Source organism: Streptomyces sp. NPDC046985 (genome assembly GCF_040644415.1).
Classification (GTDB): Bacteria; Actinomycetota; Actinomycetes; order Streptomycetales; family Streptomycetaceae; genus Streptomyces.
The window spans coordinates 35,994-53,915 of record NZ_JBEYWK010000033.1 but is presented as its reverse complement, the minus strand read 5'-3'; the positions used below and the strand labels follow the sequence as shown (position 1 = coordinate 53,915).

Sequence of the window (17,922 nt, the reverse complement as noted above, 5' to 3'; positions counted from 1 at the left end):
ACGCTTCCTTCGTACTCACCCTCTCGGGCTTTCCTCCGGGCGCTTCCCTTCGGTGTCTCCGACTCTATCAGACCGTTTCCGATCCGATTTCCTCGATGCTTTCCGGGCTTTCGCTTTCGCGTTTTCCCTTCCGGCGGTTCCGACTTTATCAGAAGTTCTGAGTCGGATTTCCCGCCCCCCGCCGGGAACCGTCTGCGGAGTGCGTGAAGCATCCTGGTTCCCGCCTGGGCGGAGCCGTAAACCTACTGGAGCGGGGCGCCCCGATGCAAATCGAGGCGCCCCGCTGCCGGTTGGCGTGTCAGACCTCCACGACGACCGGGAGGATCATCGGCCTGCGGCGGTAGGTGTCGGAGACCCACTTGCCCAGCGTGCGGCGGATGAGCTGCTGGAGCTGGTGGGAGTCGGCGATGCCCTCGCGGGCCGACTTCTCCAGGATGTCCGAGACCCTCGGGATCACCGCGTCGAACGCGGAGTCCTCGATGCCGGAGCCGCGGGCCTGGATGTGCGGGCCCCCGGTGATCTTGCCGGTGGTGGAGTCCACGACCACGAAGACCGAGATGATGCCCTCGTCGCCGAGGATCTTGCGGTCCTTCAAGGCCGGTTCGCCGACGTCGCCGACGGAGAGGCCGTCGACGTACACGTAACCGGCCTGCACCTTGCCGGAGATCTTGGCCTTGCCCTCGACCAGGTCGACGGTGACGCCGTCCTCGGCGATGACGATCCGGTCGTGCGGGACGCCGGTGAGGGCGCCCAGTTCGGCGTTGGCCCGTAGGTGGCGCCATTCGCCGTGCACCGGCATCAGGTTCTTCGGGCGGCAGATGTTGTAGAAGTACAGCAGCTCGCCGGCCGACGCGTGGCCCGACACGTGGACCTTGGCGTTGCCCTTGTGGACGACGTTGGCGCCCCAGCGGGTGAGGCCGTTGATGACCCGGTAGACCGCGTTCTCGTTGCCCGGGATCAGCGACGACGCCAGGATCACGGTGTCGCCCTCGACGATCCGGATCTGGTGGTCGCGGTTGGCCATCCGCGACAGGGCCGCCATCGGCTCGCCCTGGGAACCGGTGCAGACCAGGACCACCTCGTGGTCGGGCAGGTCGTCCAGCGTCTTGACGTCCACCACCAGGCCCGGCGGCACCTTCAGGTAGCCGAGGTCGCGGGCGATGCCCATGTTGCGGACCATGGAGCGGCCGACGAAGGCGACCCGGCGCCCGTGCTCGTGCGCCGCGTCCAGGATCTGCTGGATGCGGTGGACGTGGCTGGCGAAGCTCGCCACGATGACCCGCTTGTTGGCGCGGGTGAAGACCTGACGCAGCACGCCGGCGATGTCCCGCTCCGGCGCCGTGAAGCCGGGGACCTCGGCGTTCGTGGAGTCGGTGAGCAGGAGGTCGATGCCCTCCTCGCTCAGCCGTGCGAACGCGTGCAGGTCGGTGAGGCGGTTGTCCAGCGGCAACTGGTCCATCTTGAAGTCGCCCGTGTGGACCACCATGCCCGCGGGGGTGCGGATGGCGACCGCGAGGGCGTCCGGGATGGAGTGGTTCACCGCGATGAACTCGCAGTCGAAGGGGCCGACGCGCTCCCGCTGCCCCTCGGCCACCTGAAGGGTGTAGGGGCGGATGCGGTGCTCCTGGAGCTTGGCCTCGATGAGGGCCAGGGTCAGCTTGGAGCCGATCAGGGGGATGTCCGGCTTCTCCCGCAGGAGGAAGGGGACGCCGCCGATGTGGTCCTCGTGGCCGTGGGTGAGGACGATGCCCTCGATGTCGTCGAGGCGGTCCCGGATGGACGAGAAGTCCGGCAGGATCAGGTCGACTCCGGGCTGCTCCTCCTCGGGGAAGAGCACTCCGCAGTCGACGATCAGGAGACGGCCGCCGTATTCGAAGACCGTCATGTTGCGGCCGATCTCGCCGAGGCCGCCGAGCGGGGTGACCCGCAGGCCGCCCTTCGGGAGCGGCGGGGGCGGGGCGAGTTCAGGATGCGGATGACTCAAAAGACTCTCCTCAACCACGCACGCCACGTACCGGTGGGCACGTGGCGCGCATGACGTTCGTGCAAAGCAGTTGTCGTTGGATGCGGGCACCGGTGGCCCGTGTATTCGGTTGTGTGTTCAGTTGTGGAGCCCGGTTTCCGGCGGTGGCCGGGGGGAGCCGGGCGATGCGAGGAAACCTCGCGAAGTCTCGTTGTCAGAGCTGTACCCCGCCGGCGGCAAGATCGATCTTGAGTTGCGCGGTCTCCTCGGGAGTCAGCTCCACCATCGGCGGCCGCAGCGGTCCGGCGGGCAGCCCCAGCAGACTGAGAGCGGCCTTGGTCGTCATCACGCCCTGGGTGCGGAACATGCCGGTGTAGACCGGGAGCAGCTTCTGATGGATCTCGGCGGCCTTCTGCACGTCGCCCGAGACGTACGCCTCGATCAGGGCGCGCAGGTCGGGGGTGACCAGGTGGCCGACGACCGAGACGAAGCCGACCGCGCCCACGGAGAGCAGCGGCAGGTTCAGCATGTCGTCGCCCGAGTACCAGGCGAGGCCGGAGCGCGCGATGGCCCAGCTCGCGCGGCCGAGGTCGCCCTTGGCGTCCTTGTTGGCGACGATCCTCGGGTGCTCCGCCAGGCGGACGAGGGTCTCCGTGCTGATCGGGACGCCGCTGCGGCCGGGGATGTCGTAGAGCATGACCGGCAGGCCGGTGGCGTCGGCGATGGCGGTGAAGTGCCGGTACAGGCCCTCCTGGGGGGGCTTGTTGTAGTACGGCGTGACGGTCAGCAGGCCGGACGCGCCGGCCTGCTCGGCGGCGCGGGCGAGTTCGACGCTGTGACGGGTGTCGTTGGTGCCGACCCCGGCCACCACGTGGGCGCGGTCGCCGACCGCCTGCGTGACGGCTCGTACCAGGTCCTTTTTCTCCGCGTCGCTGGTGGTGGGCGACTCGCCGGTGGTGCCGTTGACGATCAGGCCGTCGTTGCCTGCGTCCACCAGGTGGGCGGCGAGCCGCTGCGCGCCGTCGAGGTCGAGTGCGCCGTCCGCCGTGAACGGCGTGACCATGGCGGTGAGGACCCGCCCGAAGGGGGTCTGCGGAGTGGAGGTCGGAGCCATGGGGAACACGCTACTCGTTGCTCAGGTCGGGGTCTGCCCTCGGGGCGGCCGACAGGTCGTGGAGACAAGGGAGCCCGGCACTGCCTGCTCGGGGGTTCAAGCAGTGCCGGGTCCGTTTGATCAGGCTAGATGAACTTCTATAAATGCCGCAATACGGACAGCTCACCCGGCTGACCCGTACATCAGCGCCCGCACCGACGCGAGGTGCGAACGGGTGGCGCGGACTACGGCGCGACCCGCCCGTTGGCGTTGAAGGCGGCGTGCGTGAGGGGCATGAGCTTCGCCCACTCGGCCTCCATCAGCTCGCCCACCATCTCGATCTCCCGCTGCGGGAACGAGGGCGTCCTGGCCAGCTCGTGCTGGGTGCGCAGGCCGATGAAGTGCATCAGCGAGCGCGCGTTGCAGGTGGCGTACATCGATGAGAACAGGCCCACGGGCAGCACCGCGCGGGCGACCTCGCGGGCGACGCCGGCGGCCAGCATCTCCTGGTACGCCTCGTACGCCTGCCGGTAGGAGTCGTCCATCACCCGGCCGACCAGCTCCTGCTGAGCCTGCGACCCCTCGACGAACCGGTACTTGCCCGGACGGCCCTCCTGAACCAGCTTCCGGGAGGCGTCGGGCACGTAGAAGACCGGCTGAAGCTCACGGTAACGGCCGGATTCCTCGTTATAAGACCATCCGACTCGGTGGCGCATGAATTCGCGGAAGACGAAGATCGGGGCGCTGATGAGGAAGGTCATCGAGTTGTGCTCGAAGGGGCTGCCGTGCCGGTCTCGCATCAGGTAGTTGATCAGGCCCTTGGAGCGCTCCGGGTCCTTGTCCAGCTCGCCCAGGGACTGCTCGCCGAGGGTCGACACGCGGGCCGCGAACAGCACGTCGGCGTCCGACGCGGTGTGCTTGACCAGCTCGACGGTGACATCGCTGCGGAAGCTGGGCTTCGGTGCGCCGGCGGGGGTGTCGGTCACGGCTCGGAGGTTCCTTCCATCATGTTCCTGGGCGGCGCCCACTCTACGGGCCGCCTCTGACATCGGGATCTTCGGTGCCGGGTCGCGACAAGTTCGGTGAAGATCTGTGAATTGGGGGGAAGCGGGCACCTTTCGGGACAGTCGTGCGTCTGTATGGATGACCCACCGCCGTTCGACCCCGGAAGGGAGCCGTACCCCGATGTTCCGTCGGCGCGAGCCCGTACCGTTCGCCTTCGTCGCCGAGGCGGACGGGTTCCGCAGCAATGTCGCACCCCCGCCCCGCCACCGCTCCTCCCTCGGCCAGATAGCGGGACACTGCCTGCTGGGCCTGACGCTCGTCGCCGGGCTCGTGGGCGCCCTGATCCTGGGCAGGCCCGCCCTGTCCAGCGGCGACGCCCCGACGCAGACGCAGCAGGCCGCGCACGGGCGCTGACGCCCGCGCGGCCGCGCGCGCCCACCCCCATGGCCCCCGTGGGTGGTGAGCGGGGACACAGGCGGATAGCCTCACCGGCACAGTCCGTGCCCGGAGCGAGTGAGGACCAGTCGTGCCCCTGCCCTTCCTGACGGCCGACCACGCCGTCGACGCGGCCGACGACGTCGCGCTGCCGTCCGACGACCGCGAGCGCTGGCGGCGTCCCTACCGGCCCGGCCCGTGGCGGGTGGGCATCGCCGCGCTCGTGCTCCTGCTGGCCTCGTTCGTGCTGCTCTCCGCGGTCGTGACCGCGCTGACCGGCGGCGCGTCCGCGGCGACGGTCTGCTTCGCGGTCGGGCTGATCGTCATCGGCTGCGCGCTGCGGCTGCTGCGCATGGGCGTGTGGGTGGGCGCGCGCGGCCTGCGCCACGTCCGCTTCCTGGTCACCCGCACCACTGGGTGGGCCGACGTGTCCTGGGTGCGGACCGTGCAGCAGCCGGTGCGCTGGCTCGGGCTGCCGCGCACGGTGCAGGGGCAGGCGCTGGTGCTGAACCGCCGCGGCCAGTCCCCGCAGTCCGCTCCCCCGCTGCTGACCACGCACGACGCCGACTTCCTGGGCCGCTTCGCCGCGTTCGACCGGGCGGCGGACTCGGTGGAGGCGTGGGCGGAGGAGCACCGGGGCCGCTGAGCCTCCCCTCGGCGCTTCGGGGCGACGCCTTGCCTCCACGCCTCGGACGGCGCGGTGAATCGGCGGGGCCTGGCATCCATGGGGGGCTGAGCCGGTGGGCGACCTTCTGAGCGACCCCCGTGGCTGGAGACACCGGCCGTCGGCGGGGCGCGCCGTCCGGCGTCCGGTGGGCGCGGGGTGCCGCGCGGCCCGGGGAGCGACGTACGCCTGTGGGCGGTAGGGGCGGCCCTCCACCGCCCACAGGGGGTTCCGGTGCGCGACGTCGGGCGTCAGGCCGCGGGGGCCGGTCTGCCGTCGTGCAAGGCGATGGCCCGCTGCATCGCCTTGCGGGCGCGGGGGGTGTCGCGGGCGTCGTGGTAGGCGACGGCGAGGCGGAACCAGGTGCGCCAGTCGTCGGGGGCGTCCTCCGTCTCGGCCTTGCGCAGGGCGAAGACCTCGTCGGCCGACGCGCGGTCGATGCGGCCGCTAGGCGTCCGCTTCAGCTCGTCCACGGGCAGGCCGCCCTCGGCGTCCAGTTCGGCGGCCAGGGCGTTGGCGCGGCGGACGAACTGGGTGTTCTTCCACAGGAACCAGACGCCGATGACCGGCAGGATCAGCACGGCCACGCCGAAGGCGACCGTGACGAGCGTGCCGGACTCGATGAGCAGGACGCCGCGGCTGCCGACCAGGACGAAGTAGAAGACCAGGACGGCGGCCGTGACGAGGTAAGTGATCTTCGCGCGCATAACAGGCTCGGGCTTCGGTTCCGCTCGGGTGCTCAGTCGATGTCCAGGAAGTGTTCCAGGCCCACGGTCAGGCCCGGAGCAGTCGCCACGCGGCGGGCGCCGAGCAGGATGCCCGGCATGAAGCTGCTGTGGTGCAGCGAGTCGTGGCGCAGGGTGAGCGTCTCGCCCTCGCCGCCGAGCAGGACCTCCTGGTGGGCGAGCAGGCCGCGCAGGCGGACCGCGTGCACCGGGACGCCGTCCACGTCGGCGCCCCGGGCGCCGTCCAGGGCGGTGGCCGTGGCGTCCGGCGCGGGCGCGGACCCGGCCTGGCGGCGGGCCTCGGCGATGAGCTGGGCGGTGCGCGTGGCGGTGCCGGAGGGCGCGTCGGCCTTGTTCGGGTGGTGCAGCTCGACGATCTCGACGGACTCGAAGTAGGGCGCGGCGATCTGCGCGAACTTCATGGTGAGCACGGCCCCGAGGGAGAAGTTGGGGGCGATGAGCACGCCGGTCCGCGGGGACTGGTCGAGTCGGCTCCTGAGCCGCGCGAGGCGTTCGTCGGTCCAGCCGGTGGTGCCGACGACGGCGTGCACGCCGTGCCGTACGCAGAAGTCGAGGTTGTCCATCACCGAGTCGGGGGTGGTCAGCTCGACCGCCACCTGGGCGCCGTTCTCGGTGAGCGCGTCGAGCGCGTCGCCCCGGCCGAGGGCGGCGACCAGTTCCATGTCCTCGGCGGCCTCGACCGCCCGTACCGCCTCGGAGCCGATCCGGCCGTGGGCGCCGAGGACCGCCACGCGCAGCTTGCTCATCTCTTGTGCTTCCTTACGACCGAAGGGGGTCCCGGCGCGGGGGCCGGGGGCGACCGGCGCCGTCAGGCGACGGCGTCGTGCAGGCGCGCGGCCTGCTTGTCCTTGAGCGGGCCGATGACCGACAGCGAGGGGCGCTGTCCCAGGATCTCGCGGGCGACGGAGCGGACCTCGTCCGGGGTCACCGCGGACATCCGGGCCAGCATGTCGTCGACGGAGATCTGCTCGCCCCAGCACAGCTCGCTCTTGCCGATGCGGTTCATCAGCGCGCCGGTGTCCTCCAGGCCGAGGACGGTGGAGCCGCGGAGCTGGCCGATGGCGCGGCCGATCTCGGCGTCGGTCAGGCCGTTCTCGGCGACGTGGTCGAGTTCGTCGCGGCAGATCCGCAGCACGTCGTGCACCTGGCTGGGACGGCAGCCGGCGTAGACGCCGAACAGGCCGCAGTCGGCGAAGCCGGAGGTGTAGGAGTACACGCTGTAGGCGAGGCCGCGCTTCTCCCGGACCTCCTGGAACAGCCGGGACGACATGCCTCCGCCGAGGGCGGTGTTGAGCACGCCGAGCGCCCAGCGGCGGTCGTCGGTGCGGGCGAGGCCGGGCATGCCGAGCACGACGTGGGCCTGTTCCGTGCGCCGGTTCTGGAGGTCCACGCGGCCCGCGGTGCGCAGGGTGCGCGAGCCGTCGCGGGGGGCCATGGGGGCGGCCTGGGCGGCGGGGAAGGCGTCGGCCTTGTCGAAGGCGGCGCGGACCTGGCGTACGACCTTGCCGTGGTCGACGTTGCCGGCGCAGGCGACCACGAGGTGGGTGGGGTCGTAGTGCTTGCGGTAGAAGCGGCGGATGCGGTCGGCGGTGAGGGCGTTGACCGTGTCCACGGTGCCGAGGACCGGGCGGCCGAGGGCGCTGTCGCCGAACATGGTGGACGCGAACAGGTCGTGCACGCAGTCGCCCGGGTCGTCCTCGGTCATCGCGATCTCTTCGAGGATCGCGCCGCGTTCGACGTCGACGTCCTCCTGGCGGATCAGCGAGCCGGTGAGCATGTCGCAGACCACGTCGATGGCGAGCGGCAGGTCGGCGTCGAGCACTCGTGCGTAGTAGCACGTGTACTCCTTGGCCGTGAACGCGTTCATCTCGCCGCCGACGGCGTCGAGGGCGGCGGAGATGTCCAGCGCGGAGCGGCGGGAGGTGCCCTTGAAGAGCAGGTGCTCCAGGTAGTGCGTGGCGCCGCCCAGCGACGGGGTCTCGTCGCGGGAGCCGACGTGCGCCCAGATGCCGAAGGTGGCCGAGCGCACGGAGGGCAGCGTCTCGGTGACGATGCGCAGACCGCTGGGGAGCGTGGTCTTGCGGACCGTGCCGATGCCGTTCTCGCCCTTGATGAGGGTTTGGGTACGGGCGACGGCCCGCGCCTCCGAGGAGGTGCGGGCCGTCGCCTGGAAGCCACGGGACGTCACTTGGCGGCGTCGTCCTTCTGCTCGTCGGCGTCTGCGGCGGAGCCGTCGGACTCGCCCTCGATCACGGGGATCAGGGAGAGCTTGCCGCGGGAGTCGATCTCGGCGATCTCGACCTGGACCTTGTGGCCCACGCCGAGCACGTCCTCGACGTTCTCCACGCGCTTGCCGCCGGCCAGCTTGCGGATCTGCGAGATGTGCAGCAGGCCGTCCTTGCCGGGCAGCAGGGAGACGAACGCGCCGAAGGTGGTCGTCTTCACGACCGTGCCCAGGTAGCGCTCGCCGACCTCGGGCATCGTCGGGTTGGCGATGCCGTTGATCGTGGCGCGCGCGGCCTCGGCGGCCGGGCCGTCGGCGGCGCCGATGTAGATCGTGCCGTCGTCCTCGATGGTGATCTCGGCGCCCGTGTCCTCCTGGATCTGGTTGATCATCTTGCCCTTGGGGCCGATGACCTCGCCGATCTTGTCGACCGGGATCTTCACGGTGATGATCCGCGGCGCGTTGGGGGACATCTCGTCCGGCGTGTCGATCGCTTCCATCATCACGTCGAGGATGTGGAGGCGGGCGTCACGGGCCTGCTTGAGGGCGGCGGCCAGGACGGAGGCCGGGATGCCGTCCAGCTTGGTGTCGAGCTGGAGGGCGGTGACGAAGTCCTTGGTGCCGGCGACCTTGAAGTCCATGTCGCCGAAGGCGTCTTCGGCGCCGAGGATGTCGGTGAGGGTGACGTAGTGCGTCTCGCCGTCGATCTCCTGGGAGATCAGGCCCATGGCGATGCCGGCGACGGGGGCCTTCAGCGGCACACCGGCGTTCAGCAGCGACATGGTGGAGGCGCAGACCGAGCCCATCGAGGTGGAGCCGTTGGAGCTGAGGGCCTCGGAGACCTGGCGGATCGCGTACGGGAACTCCTCGCGCGTGGGGAGCACCGGCACCAGCGCCCGCTCGGCGAGCGCGCCGTGACCGATCTCGCGGCGCTTGGGGGAGCCGACGCGGCCCGTCTCGCCGGTGGAGTACGGCGGGAAGTTGTAGTTGTGCATGTAGCGCTTGCGGGTCACCGGGGAGAGGGTGTCCAACTGCTGCTCCATGCGCAGCATGTTGAGCGTGGTGACGCCCAGGATCTGGGTCTCGCCGCGCTCGAACAGCGCCGAGCCGTGCACCCGCGGGATGGCCTCGACCTCGGCGGCCAGGGTGCGGATGTCGGTGACGCCGCGGCCGTCGATGCGCTTCTTCTCCTTGATGACGCGCTCGCGGACCAACTGCTTGGTCAGCGCGCGGTACGCGGCGGAGATCTCCTTCTCGCGGCCCTCGAACTGGGGCAGCAGCTTCTCGGCGGCCAGGCCCTTGACGCGGTCCAGCTCGGCCTCGCGCTCCTGCTTCCCGGCGATGGTGAGCGCCTGCGCCAGCTCGGGCTTGACGGCGGCGGTCAGCGCCTCCAGGACGTCGTCCTGGAAGTCGAGGAAGACGGGGAACTCGCCGGTCGGCTTGGCGGCCTTGCCGGCGAGGTCGGACTGCGCCTTGCACAGCACCTTGATGAAGGGCTTGGCGGCCTCCAGGCCGGCGGCGACGACCTCCTCCGTGGGGGACTCGGCGCCGCCGTCGACGAGCTGGACGGTCTTGTCGGTGGCCTCAGCCTCGACCATCATGATCGCGACGTCGCCGTCCTCCAGGACGCGGCCGGCGACGACCATGTCGAAGACGGCGTCCTCCAGCTCGGTGTGCGTCGGGAAGGCGATCCACTGGCCGTTGATCAGCGCGACGCGGACGCCGCCGATCGGGCCGGAGAAGGGCAGTCCGGCGAGCTGCGTGGACGCGGACGCGGCGTTGATCGCCACGACGTCGTACAGGTGGTCCGGGTTGAGGGCCATGACCGTGCAGACGACCTGGATCTCGTTGCGCAGGCCCTTCTTGAAGGACGGGCGCAGCGGACGGTCGATCAGGCGGCAAGTGAGGATCGCGTCCTCGGAGGGGCGGCCCTCACGGCGGAAGAAGCTGCCGGGGATCTTGCCGGCGGCGTACATCCGCTCCTCGACGTCCACCGTGAGGGGGAAGAAGTCGAGCTGGTCCTTGGGGTTCTTGGAGGCGGTGGTGGCCGACATCACCATGGTGTCGTCGTCCAGGTACGCCACGGCGGAGCCGGCGGCCTGCTTGGCCAGGCGGCCCGTCTCGAAGCGGATGGTGCGGGTGCCGAAGGAGCCGTTGTCGATGACGGCCTCGGCGTAGTGGGTCTCGTTCTCCACTAGCGTTTTCTCCGTTACTTGTCGTCTTTTCGTCCCTCCTCGCCCGTGCGGCGGGGGGACGGTGCCGGAGAAGCGCTCCGTCTGGTGCGGGCCGGTCTTCGATCGAAGCACCCGGGGCCTGTCGCCCGGGGGCCACTACCGAGGACCGGCGGCGGCGAGGCGCGCTTCTCCTCGTTCGTTGTCCGTTGCGGGTCGTGCGTCTGCTACCAGACTACAAAGCGGGAGTGACACCGCGCACGTTTCCGCATGTACGGCAAAGGGAGCGGTCCCCGATCGTCTCGGGAACCGCTCCCTTCACGGCGTCCTACTTGGCGCCGGCCGCACCGCGGCGGATGCCGAGGCGGTCGACCAGCGCGCGGAAGCGCTGGATGTCCTTCTTGGCGAGGTACTGGAGCAGCCGGCGGCGCTGACCGACCAGGATCAGCAGGCCACGGCGGGAGTGGTGGTCGTGCTTGTGGGTCTTGAGGTGCTCGGTCAGGTCGGAGATCCGACGGGAGAGCAGAGCGACCTGGACCTCGGGGGAGCCGGTGTCACCCTCCTTGGCGCCGAACTCGGCGATGATCTGCTTCTTGGTGACGGCGTCGAGCGACACGCGTACTCCTCATGGTCTGTGAGTGCCACCGAGTGCCCCAGGTCTGCGTCTCTGGGGAGCTTCCGTTACTCGCGTGACGGGTTGACCGCCGCCCGCGGCCTCCAGGGCGCGCAGGGTTGCCTGCGGGGGCTCCGGGGGTGCGTGCACGAACGGCCGTCACTCAGAGTACCAGGCAGCCGCGGGCGCTTTCGCCCGCCCTCGGGGAGCCGCGCTCAGGCGGTCGCCGGGCCACTAGGGTGAGCGGCGGGACGGCGCCGAGTCCGTGCCGCACACGTACGGGTGCCGTGCCGGGCCCGTACCACTCCGGGAAGGGGTCGCTGCGCGATGGCGGAGACGGAAGCGGAGATCAAGGCGCGCAAAGAACGGGAGCGCGACGAGCTGTACGCCCTCGACATCTCGGGCGTGGAGTGGCACTGCGCGCCGGGCACGGAGGAGCACGAGGAGCGCGTCGAGATCGCCTACCTCCCCGACGGCGCGGTGGCCATGCGGTCGTCGCTGGACCACGACACGGTGCTGCGCTACACGGAGGCGGAGTGGCGGGCGTTCGTGATGGGCGCGCGGGACGGGGAGTTCGACCTGGAGCCGATGCCGCACGGCGAGGGGCACGGCGGCGGAGCCGCCGACGGGGTCGCCGCGCGGTGAGGTTCGGCCTGCGGTGAGCTTCGGCCCGCGGTGAGCTTCGGGCCGTCGTGAACGGCGGCGCGGTGCGGGCGAGGGGGCGGCACGCTTGGGCGCCGCCCCCTCGCCGTCGCTCTTGCGGGGCCGCAGGGCCGTCGTCTTGCGGGCCCCGCCAGCTTCCGGGGCCGCCGTCTCGCGGGCCCCGTCGGTTTCCGGGGCCGCCGTCTCGCGGCCTCCGCCGGCTTCCGGGGCCGTCCGGCTGCGCGGCCGGTCAGCTCGTCATCGCGCGGGCGGTGGCGTACACGTCGAACACCGCTAGGGCCAGCGGCACCAGGGAGAGCAGGACGAAGCTCTCCGCGATCTCCAGGAAGCGACCCCAGAAGGGGGTCACGCCGCGCCGCGGGAGGATCAGGCCGACCGCGGTGACCAGGGCCGCCGTCGCGGCGACGGCCGCGGCGAGCCAGACGCTGCGCACGTCGAGCGCGGTGGCGTCGCCCTGGAGCGCCTGGCGCACGTAACCCAGGGGCGGGTGCAGCGCGAGGCCGACGCCGAGGAAGACCAGCGCGGCGAGGCCGGCCGCCAGCGTGGCCGCGACCTGGGCCGTGTAGCGGAACAGTCCGGCGCGCATCAGCATCGCCATCCCGGTCGCGAGGGCCAGCAGTTGCGCCCACACGTCGCTGGAGAAGCCGAGCACGATCGAGGCGCCGACCGAGACGAGCGCGCAGCCGCCGACGAGGCCGACGAGCAGTTCGTGGCCGCGGCGCGCGCGCAGCGCGACGCTCTCGGCGTCGACCGGCTCGTGCGCGGCGCCCTCGTTCCCGGCGTAGCCGGAGCGCGCGGTGCGGGGCGCCTCGAAGCCGATGGGCAGCCGCGCGAACCGCAGCGAGAGTCCGGGCAGGAAGGCCAGCGCGCCCACGGAGAGCGGGGCGCACAGGGCTGCCGTCTCGACCGGCCTGAGATCGGTGAGCATCCCGGCGAACGTGGTGATCAGACCGGCGCCGGAGGCGACGACGCAGGCGACGAACGGCCCGTCGCCGCCGGGTGAGACGAGGGCGAGCGCGAAGGAGACCACCAGCACGGCCGCACAGGCGAGGAGGAACTGGAGCCGTCCCACGCCCTGTCCGCCGGCGAGCGGCGCCAGTCCCGAGCCGCCCACGGCGATGTTCGGCAGCGCGCCCAGGCCCAGGGCGACCGCGGCGCCCCGGTCCTCGTAGACCCGGGCGCGCACGCACGCGAAGACGGTCAGGAACACTCCGGCGACCGCGCCCAGCACGCCCTGGAGGCCGTGCATGTCGTGGCGCACCTGCGAACTCCACACCACGAACGCGATCAGCGCGGGCAGGACGCCGCCTGCGACGAGCCCGGCCACCCGCGTCAAGTCACCGCTCCACAGGGCGCGGTCGCGGGTGACGGCGGACGCGACGGCCTCGGAGACGTCGTCGAACACGGCGGGCGGCAGCGACTCGGCGAACGGGCGCAGCGTGAGCAGTTCGCCGTCGAGGATGCGCTGCGCGGCGAAGGAGCGGGAGCTGTCGAGGACGGCGCCGTCCCGGCGCACGAGGTGGTAGCCGACGGGGGCGCCCTCCTCGGGGCTCTGCCGGGCCAGCCGGAGGATCTCCGGGTGCAGGTCCGCGACGGGCACGTCGTCGGGCAGCGCCACGTCGACGCGGCCGTCGGGCGCGACGATGGTGACGCGGCAGAAACCGAAGCCTGCGCCCGTGCCGGACGGGGCTGCGGCGCCCCGTCCGGAGTTGGCGCCGGCCGCGGCGGAGGCCGTCATGCTCACCTGCTGTTCCCCCTCGTTCGGTGGTGGGGCCGGGCGGCACGTCGCCGCGCGCACCCGGTCGTGGAGGTCGTGTGCACGTACCAGCGGGAGTTCGCGCGGCGTCCGCCGCCCGTCCGGTCGGCGGACGGCGCCGGCCGGACGGGCGGCGGACCGCGCCGGCCGGCGCGGAAGGCGTGCGAGGCGCGCGCAGAACGCCGTGACCCCCCTTGTTCGCGCGGGATTCCCGCCGGGTTCCCGCTTTGTTCGCGCGGGATTCCCGCCGGGTTCCCGCTGGGTTCCCGCCGGGCGCATCGGTGACCGCGCACCCGCGTTCCCGGCACCCTACCGCCCGTCGGCGGCCCCGGTTGTCAGTAGGATCGCGGTTCGCGATCGGCGTCCGCCTGACACGGGGCGGCGGACAGAACACCTCGGTCCGGCTAGGGAATTGGTGTGCAGTGAGCCATATCGTCGTCAAGCGCCCGCCGCGGGCGCTGCCGAAGGACGTGCCCACGGACGAGATCGTGCTCCAGCCCCCGCCGGAGCTCCCGCGGGGTCCGCAGGAGGGCGCCCTGATGCAGCTCCTGCCGATGCTCGGCATGGGCGGTTCGGTGGTGTTCTTCTTCAACCCGCAGGCCCAGCCGTTCATGAAGATCATGGGCATGGTGATGGTGGCCTCCACGGTCGCCATGGGCGTCTCCATGCTGGTCCGCTACCGCCGGGGCAACCAGGGGCAGATGGCCGACATCCGCCGTGACTACCTGCGCTATCTGGCGCAGACCCGGCGCACCGCCCTGGACGCCGCGCGGGCTCAGCGGGACGCCCAGTACTACCTGCACCCGTCGCCCGAGCAACTGTGGGCGCTGGTCGCCGAGGGCAGCCGGGTGTGGGAACGGCGCACCGGAGACGAGGACTTCGGGCAGGTGCGCGTCGGTCTCGGCCCGCAGGCGCTGGCCACCGCCCTGGTCCCGCCTCAGACCGGACCGGTGGAGGAACTGGAGCCGCTGACCGCGGGGGCGATGCAGCGCTTCCTGGCCACGCACGGCACTCTGGAGAGCCTGCCCATGGCCGTGTCGCTGCGCGCCTTCTACCACGTGACGGTCAGCGGCGACCCGGCGACCGTACGCGGCTCGGCCCGCGCCCTGGTCGGGGCCCTCGCCTCGCTGCACTCCCCCGAGGACCTGCTCGTCGCGGTGGCCGCCGACCGGGAGAGCGCCCCGGAGTGGGAGTGGGCGAAGTGGCTGCCGCACAGCCAGGCGCCGGGCGTCGCGGACGGCGCGGGCAGCCGCAGGCTGATCACCGCCGATCCGGCGGAGCTGGAGGACCTGCTCGGCGCCCGGTTGCAGGGCCGGCCGCGGTTCCACCCGGGCGGGCCGCCGGCGCCCGAGCAGCCGCATCTGGTGATCGTCCTCGACGGGGTCTCCCTCACGCCCGCCTCGCTGCTGGCCTCCCCCGAGGGCCTTCAGGGCGTGACCGTGGTCGAGGTCGTGCCCGGTGAACTCACCTCGGGGCGCGGCGACTTGTCCATCGCCGTCCGCCCGCGCGCGCTGCGCCTGGAGTCCGCCCACGGCATGGTCTACGAGGGCACGCCGGACGTGCTGTCCTACGAGGCCGCGGAGGCCCTGGCCCGGCAACTGGCGCCGCTGCGCATGGCGTCGGGCGGGGACGATGACGAACCCCTGCTGGCGAACCTGGACTTCACCGACCTGCTGAACCTGGGCGACGCCGCCTCCGTCGACCCCCGGCGCACCTGGCGCCCGCGCGCCCAGGCGGAACGGCTGCGGGTGCCGATCGGCCTCGGCGAGGACGGCCGGCCCGTCATGCTCGACCTCAAGGAGGCCGCCCAGGAGGGCATGGGGCCGCACGGCCTGTGCGTGGGCGCGACCGGCTCCGGCAAGTCCGAGCTGCTGCGCACCCTCGTCCTCGGCCTGGCGGTGACCCACTCCTCGGAGACCCTCAACTTCGTCCTCGCCGACTTCAAGGGCGGTGCGACCTTCGCGGGCATGGCCCAACTGCCGCACGTCGCCGCTGTGATCACCAACCTCGCGGACGACCTCACGCTCGTGGACCGCATGGGCGACTCCATCCGCGGCGAGCTGAACCGGCGTCAGGAGATGCTCCGGGACGCGGGCAACTACGCCAACATCCACGACTACGAGAAGGCCCGTGCGGCCGGCGCCCCGCTCCAGCCGATCCCCTCGCTCGTCCTGGTCATCGACGAGTTCAGCGAACTGCTCACGGCCAAGCCCGACTTCATCGACATGTTCGTGCAGATCGGCCGGATCGGCCGGTCGCTGGGCGTCCATCTGCTGCTGGCCTCGCAGCGTCTGGAGGAGGGCCGGCTGCGCGGCCTGGAGACCTACCTGTCGTACCGGATCGGCCTGCGCACGTTCTCCGCGGCCGAGTCGCGGTCCGCGCTCGGCGTCCCCGACGCCTACGAGCTGCCGAACGTCCCGGGCTCCGGCTTCCTGAAGTTCGGCACCGACGAGATGACGCGCTTCAAGGCCGCGTACGTCTCGGGGGCGTACCGCACCGGCTCCGAGCAGGCCGCCGCGCTCGGCGGGCCGCTGCCGGTCGACCGCAGGCCGGTGCTGTTCACGGCGGCCGAGGTCCCCGTGCGGTACGTGCCGAAGCCGCGGCAGCGGGCGGAGGAGCGGGCGCGCGACGAGAAGGAGGACGCGTTCGCGGACACCGTGCTCGACGTGATCGTGCGCCGCCTGGAGGCGCAGGGTCCGGCGGCGCACCAGGTGTGGCTGCCGCCGCTGGACAGCCCGCCGTCGCTGGACGCGCTGCTGCCCGGACTCGCCCCGGCGCCCGGCCGGGGCCTGACCCAGCCGGGCTACGAGGGCGCGGGCCGGCTCGTCGTCCCCGCCGGCATCGTCGACAAGCCCTACGAGCAGCGCCGCGACCCGCTGTGGATCGACTTCGGCGGCGCGGCGGGCCACATGCAGATCCTCGGCGGCCCGCAGTCGGGCAAGTCGACGCTGGTGCGCTCCCTCATCGCGTCCTTCGCCCTCACCCACACCCCGCACGAAGTGCAGTTCTACGGGCTCGACTTCGGCGGCGGGGGCATGGCCTCGCTGGCCGGGCTGCCGCACGTGGGCGGCGTCGCCTCGCGCCTGGACCCGGAGAAGGTGCGGCGCACCGCGGCCGAGGTGTACGGCGTGCTGACCCGGCGCGAGGAGTACTTCCGCTCGGCGGGCGTCTCCTCCATCGCCGAGTTCCGCAGCCGCCGTGCCCGCGGCGACATCTCGGTCGCCGACCAGCCGTGGGGCGACGTCTTCCTGGTCATCGACGGCTGGGGCAACTTCCGCTCCGACTACGAGGCGCTGGAGCCTCTGGTGCTGGACGTCGCGGCCCGCGGCCTCGGGTACGGCGTGCACCTGATCCTCACCGCCTCGCGGTCGATGGAGGTCCGCTCGAACCTCAAGGACCACCTGATGAACCGCCTGGAGCTGCGGCTGGGCGATCCGATGGACTCCGAGTTCGACCGCAGGGTCGCGGCGAACGTGCCCACGGGCGTGCCGGGGCGCGGCCAGACGCCGCAGAAGCAGCACTTCATGACGGCCGTCCCACGGATCGACGGCCTGTCCTCCGACACCGACCTGGCGGACGCCACGACGGCGCTCGCGGCCGAGACGACGCGCCACTGGGAGCAGCCGGGAGCGCCCGAAGTCCGCCTTCTCCCCCGGGAGTTCCCCGCCGCGCAGCTCCCGTCCGGCGACCGCTTCCCCGACCGGGGGGTGTCCTTCGCCCTGGACGAGGACGACCTCGAACCGGTCTTCGTCGACTTCGACCAGGACCCGTTCTTCCTCGTCTTCGGCGAGAGCGAGTCGGGCAAGTCGAACCTGCTCAGGCTGCTCATCCAGCGCCTGGCCGAGCGCTACGACGGTGAGAGCTGCAAGCTGTTCGTCGTCGACAACCGCCGCTCGCTGCTGGGCGCCGCCCCGTCCTCCCACCTGGCCGAGTACATCCCCATGTCCGGCCAGATGCAGCACCACATGGACGCGCTGGCCGACCTGATGCGGCGCCGCACCCCGACCCCGGACGTCACGCCCCAGCAGTTGCGCGACCGCAGTTGGTGGCGCGGGCCCACGGTGTACGTCGTCATCGACGACTACGACCTGGTCTCCACCTCCAGCGGCAACCCCCTGGCCGTCCTCACCGACATGCTCCCCTTCGCCCGCGACGTCGGCGTCCGCTTCATCATCGCCCGCTCCACGGCGGGCGCGGGCCGGGCCGGTTACGAGTCCTTCATGCAGCGGATGAGGGAACTCGGCGCGCAGGGCGTGGTCTTGGCGGGCGACCAGGCCGAGGGCGAACTGCTCGGCGGGGTCCGCGCGAGGCCGATGCCGGCGGGTCGCGGAGTGTTCGTCTCCCGGCGCCAGGGGCGGCCGCTGGTGCAGGCGGGGCTCGTCCAGGAGGACGGCCGCTGACGTCCGGCACGGTGCGGGCCACGACGGCACGGCGCGGGCCACGACGGCACGGCGCGGGCCACGACGGCTCGGCGTGGATACGGCATAGGGCGCGGGTACGGCACGGGCGGCTCACCGGTGGGTGCGAGGTGAGCCGCCCGTCGGGCGCGGGGCCGTGCGGACGTGCGGCGGGGGTGGGCGCCTCCCGCG

Annotated in this window: 13 protein-coding genes; 4 read left to right on the top strand and 9 right to left on the bottom strand. The window is 72.0% G+C overall.

Going from position 1 to position 17,922, the window contains the following annotated elements; genetic code table 11:
• Positions 1 to 298: 298 nt before the first annotated feature.
• The 3 genes from ABZ861_RS30220 to thyX form a co-directional block, all read right to left on the bottom strand.
• Complete coding sequence (locus ABZ861_RS30220) at positions 299 to 1,984, bottom strand: ribonuclease J (RefSeq protein WP_361636798.1); 1,686 nt, start codon at positions 1,982 to 1,984, stop codon at positions 299 to 301.
• Positions 1,985 to 2,177: 193 nt separating this feature from the next.
• Entirely contained in the window at positions 2,178 to 3,077 is a 900-nt protein-coding gene (dapA, locus tag ABZ861_RS30215; RefSeq protein WP_361636795.1) for a 4-hydroxy-tetrahydrodipicolinate synthase, read from the bottom strand.
• A 224-nt stretch (positions 3,078 to 3,301) separates the two neighbouring features.
• The gene (gene thyX, locus ABZ861_RS30210; RefSeq protein WP_361636792.1) at positions 3,302 to 4,042 is read right to left on the bottom strand and encodes an FAD-dependent thymidylate synthase; all 741 of its coding nucleotides are present in this window, start codon (positions 4,040 to 4,042) and stop codon (positions 3,302 to 3,304) included.
• Between the two features lie 199 nt (positions 4,043 to 4,241).
• On the opposite strand from thyX, the gene ABZ861_RS30205 reads away from it, so the two are divergent.
• The gene (locus ABZ861_RS30205; protein ID WP_361636789.1) at positions 4,242 to 4,475 is read left to right on the top strand and encodes a hypothetical protein; all 234 of its coding nucleotides are present in this window, start codon (positions 4,242 to 4,244) and stop codon (positions 4,473 to 4,475) included.
• 112 nt (positions 4,476 to 4,587) lie between these two features.
• Positions 4,588 to 5,142 (top strand): hypothetical protein, encoded by a 555-nt coding sequence (locus ABZ861_RS30200; protein WP_361636786.1) that lies wholly within the window; start codon positions 4,588 to 4,590, stop codon positions 5,140 to 5,142.
• Positions 5,143 to 5,411: 269 nt separating this feature from the next.
• On the opposite strand, the gene ABZ861_RS30195 is transcribed toward ABZ861_RS30200, so the two are convergent.
• From ABZ861_RS30195 to rpsO, 5 genes are all read right to left on the bottom strand, one after another.
• Positions 5,412 to 5,867: a hypothetical protein gene (locus tag ABZ861_RS30195; RefSeq protein WP_361636783.1), complete on the bottom strand. Its 456-nt coding sequence runs from the start codon at positions 5,865 to 5,867 to the stop codon at positions 5,412 to 5,414.
• A 32-nt stretch (positions 5,868 to 5,899) separates the two neighbouring features.
• Complete coding sequence (dapB, locus tag ABZ861_RS30190) at positions 5,900 to 6,652, bottom strand: 4-hydroxy-tetrahydrodipicolinate reductase (RefSeq protein WP_361636780.1); 753 nt, start codon at positions 6,650 to 6,652, stop codon at positions 5,900 to 5,902.
• A 62-nt stretch (positions 6,653 to 6,714) separates the two neighbouring features.
• Positions 6,715 to 8,094: a pitrilysin family protein gene (locus tag ABZ861_RS30185; protein WP_361636778.1), complete on the bottom strand. Its 1,380-nt coding sequence runs from the start codon at positions 8,092 to 8,094 to the stop codon at positions 6,715 to 6,717.
• Positions 8,091 to 10,325, bottom strand: a complete 2,235-nt coding sequence (locus ABZ861_RS30180) for a polyribonucleotide nucleotidyltransferase (RefSeq protein ID WP_361636775.1) — start codon at positions 10,323 to 10,325, stop codon at positions 8,091 to 8,093. The genes ABZ861_RS30185 and ABZ861_RS30180 overlap by 4 nt, the downstream gene beginning before the upstream one ends.
• Before the next feature lie 304 nt (positions 10,326 to 10,629).
• Positions 10,630 to 10,917, bottom strand: a complete 288-nt coding sequence (gene rpsO, locus ABZ861_RS30175; RefSeq protein WP_361636772.1) for a 30S ribosomal protein S15 — start codon at positions 10,915 to 10,917, stop codon at positions 10,630 to 10,632.
• 324 nt (positions 10,918 to 11,241) lie between these two features.
• Here rpsO and ABZ861_RS30170 point away from each other — a divergent pair, with 324 nt between their 5' ends.
• Positions 11,242 to 11,559 (top strand): DUF397 domain-containing protein, encoded by a 318-nt coding sequence (locus tag ABZ861_RS30170; protein WP_361636769.1) that lies wholly within the window; start codon positions 11,242 to 11,244, stop codon positions 11,557 to 11,559.
• A gap of 247 nt (positions 11,560 to 11,806) precedes the next feature.
• Here the strand turns inward: ABZ861_RS30170 and eccD are convergent, their stop codons facing one another.
• Positions 11,807 to 13,315: a type VII secretion integral membrane protein EccD gene (eccD, locus tag ABZ861_RS30165; RefSeq protein WP_361636804.1), complete on the bottom strand. Its 1,509-nt coding sequence runs from the start codon at positions 13,313 to 13,315 to the stop codon at positions 11,807 to 11,809.
• Positions 13,316 to 13,755: 440 nt separating this feature from the next.
• Here eccD and eccCa point away from each other — a divergent pair, with 440 nt between their 5' ends.
• The gene (gene eccCa, locus ABZ861_RS30160) at positions 13,756 to 17,733 is read left to right on the top strand and encodes a type VII secretion protein EccCa (protein ID WP_361636766.1); all 3,978 of its coding nucleotides are present in this window, start codon (positions 13,756 to 13,758) and stop codon (positions 17,731 to 17,733) included.
• Positions 17,734 to 17,922: the final 189 nt, after the last annotated feature.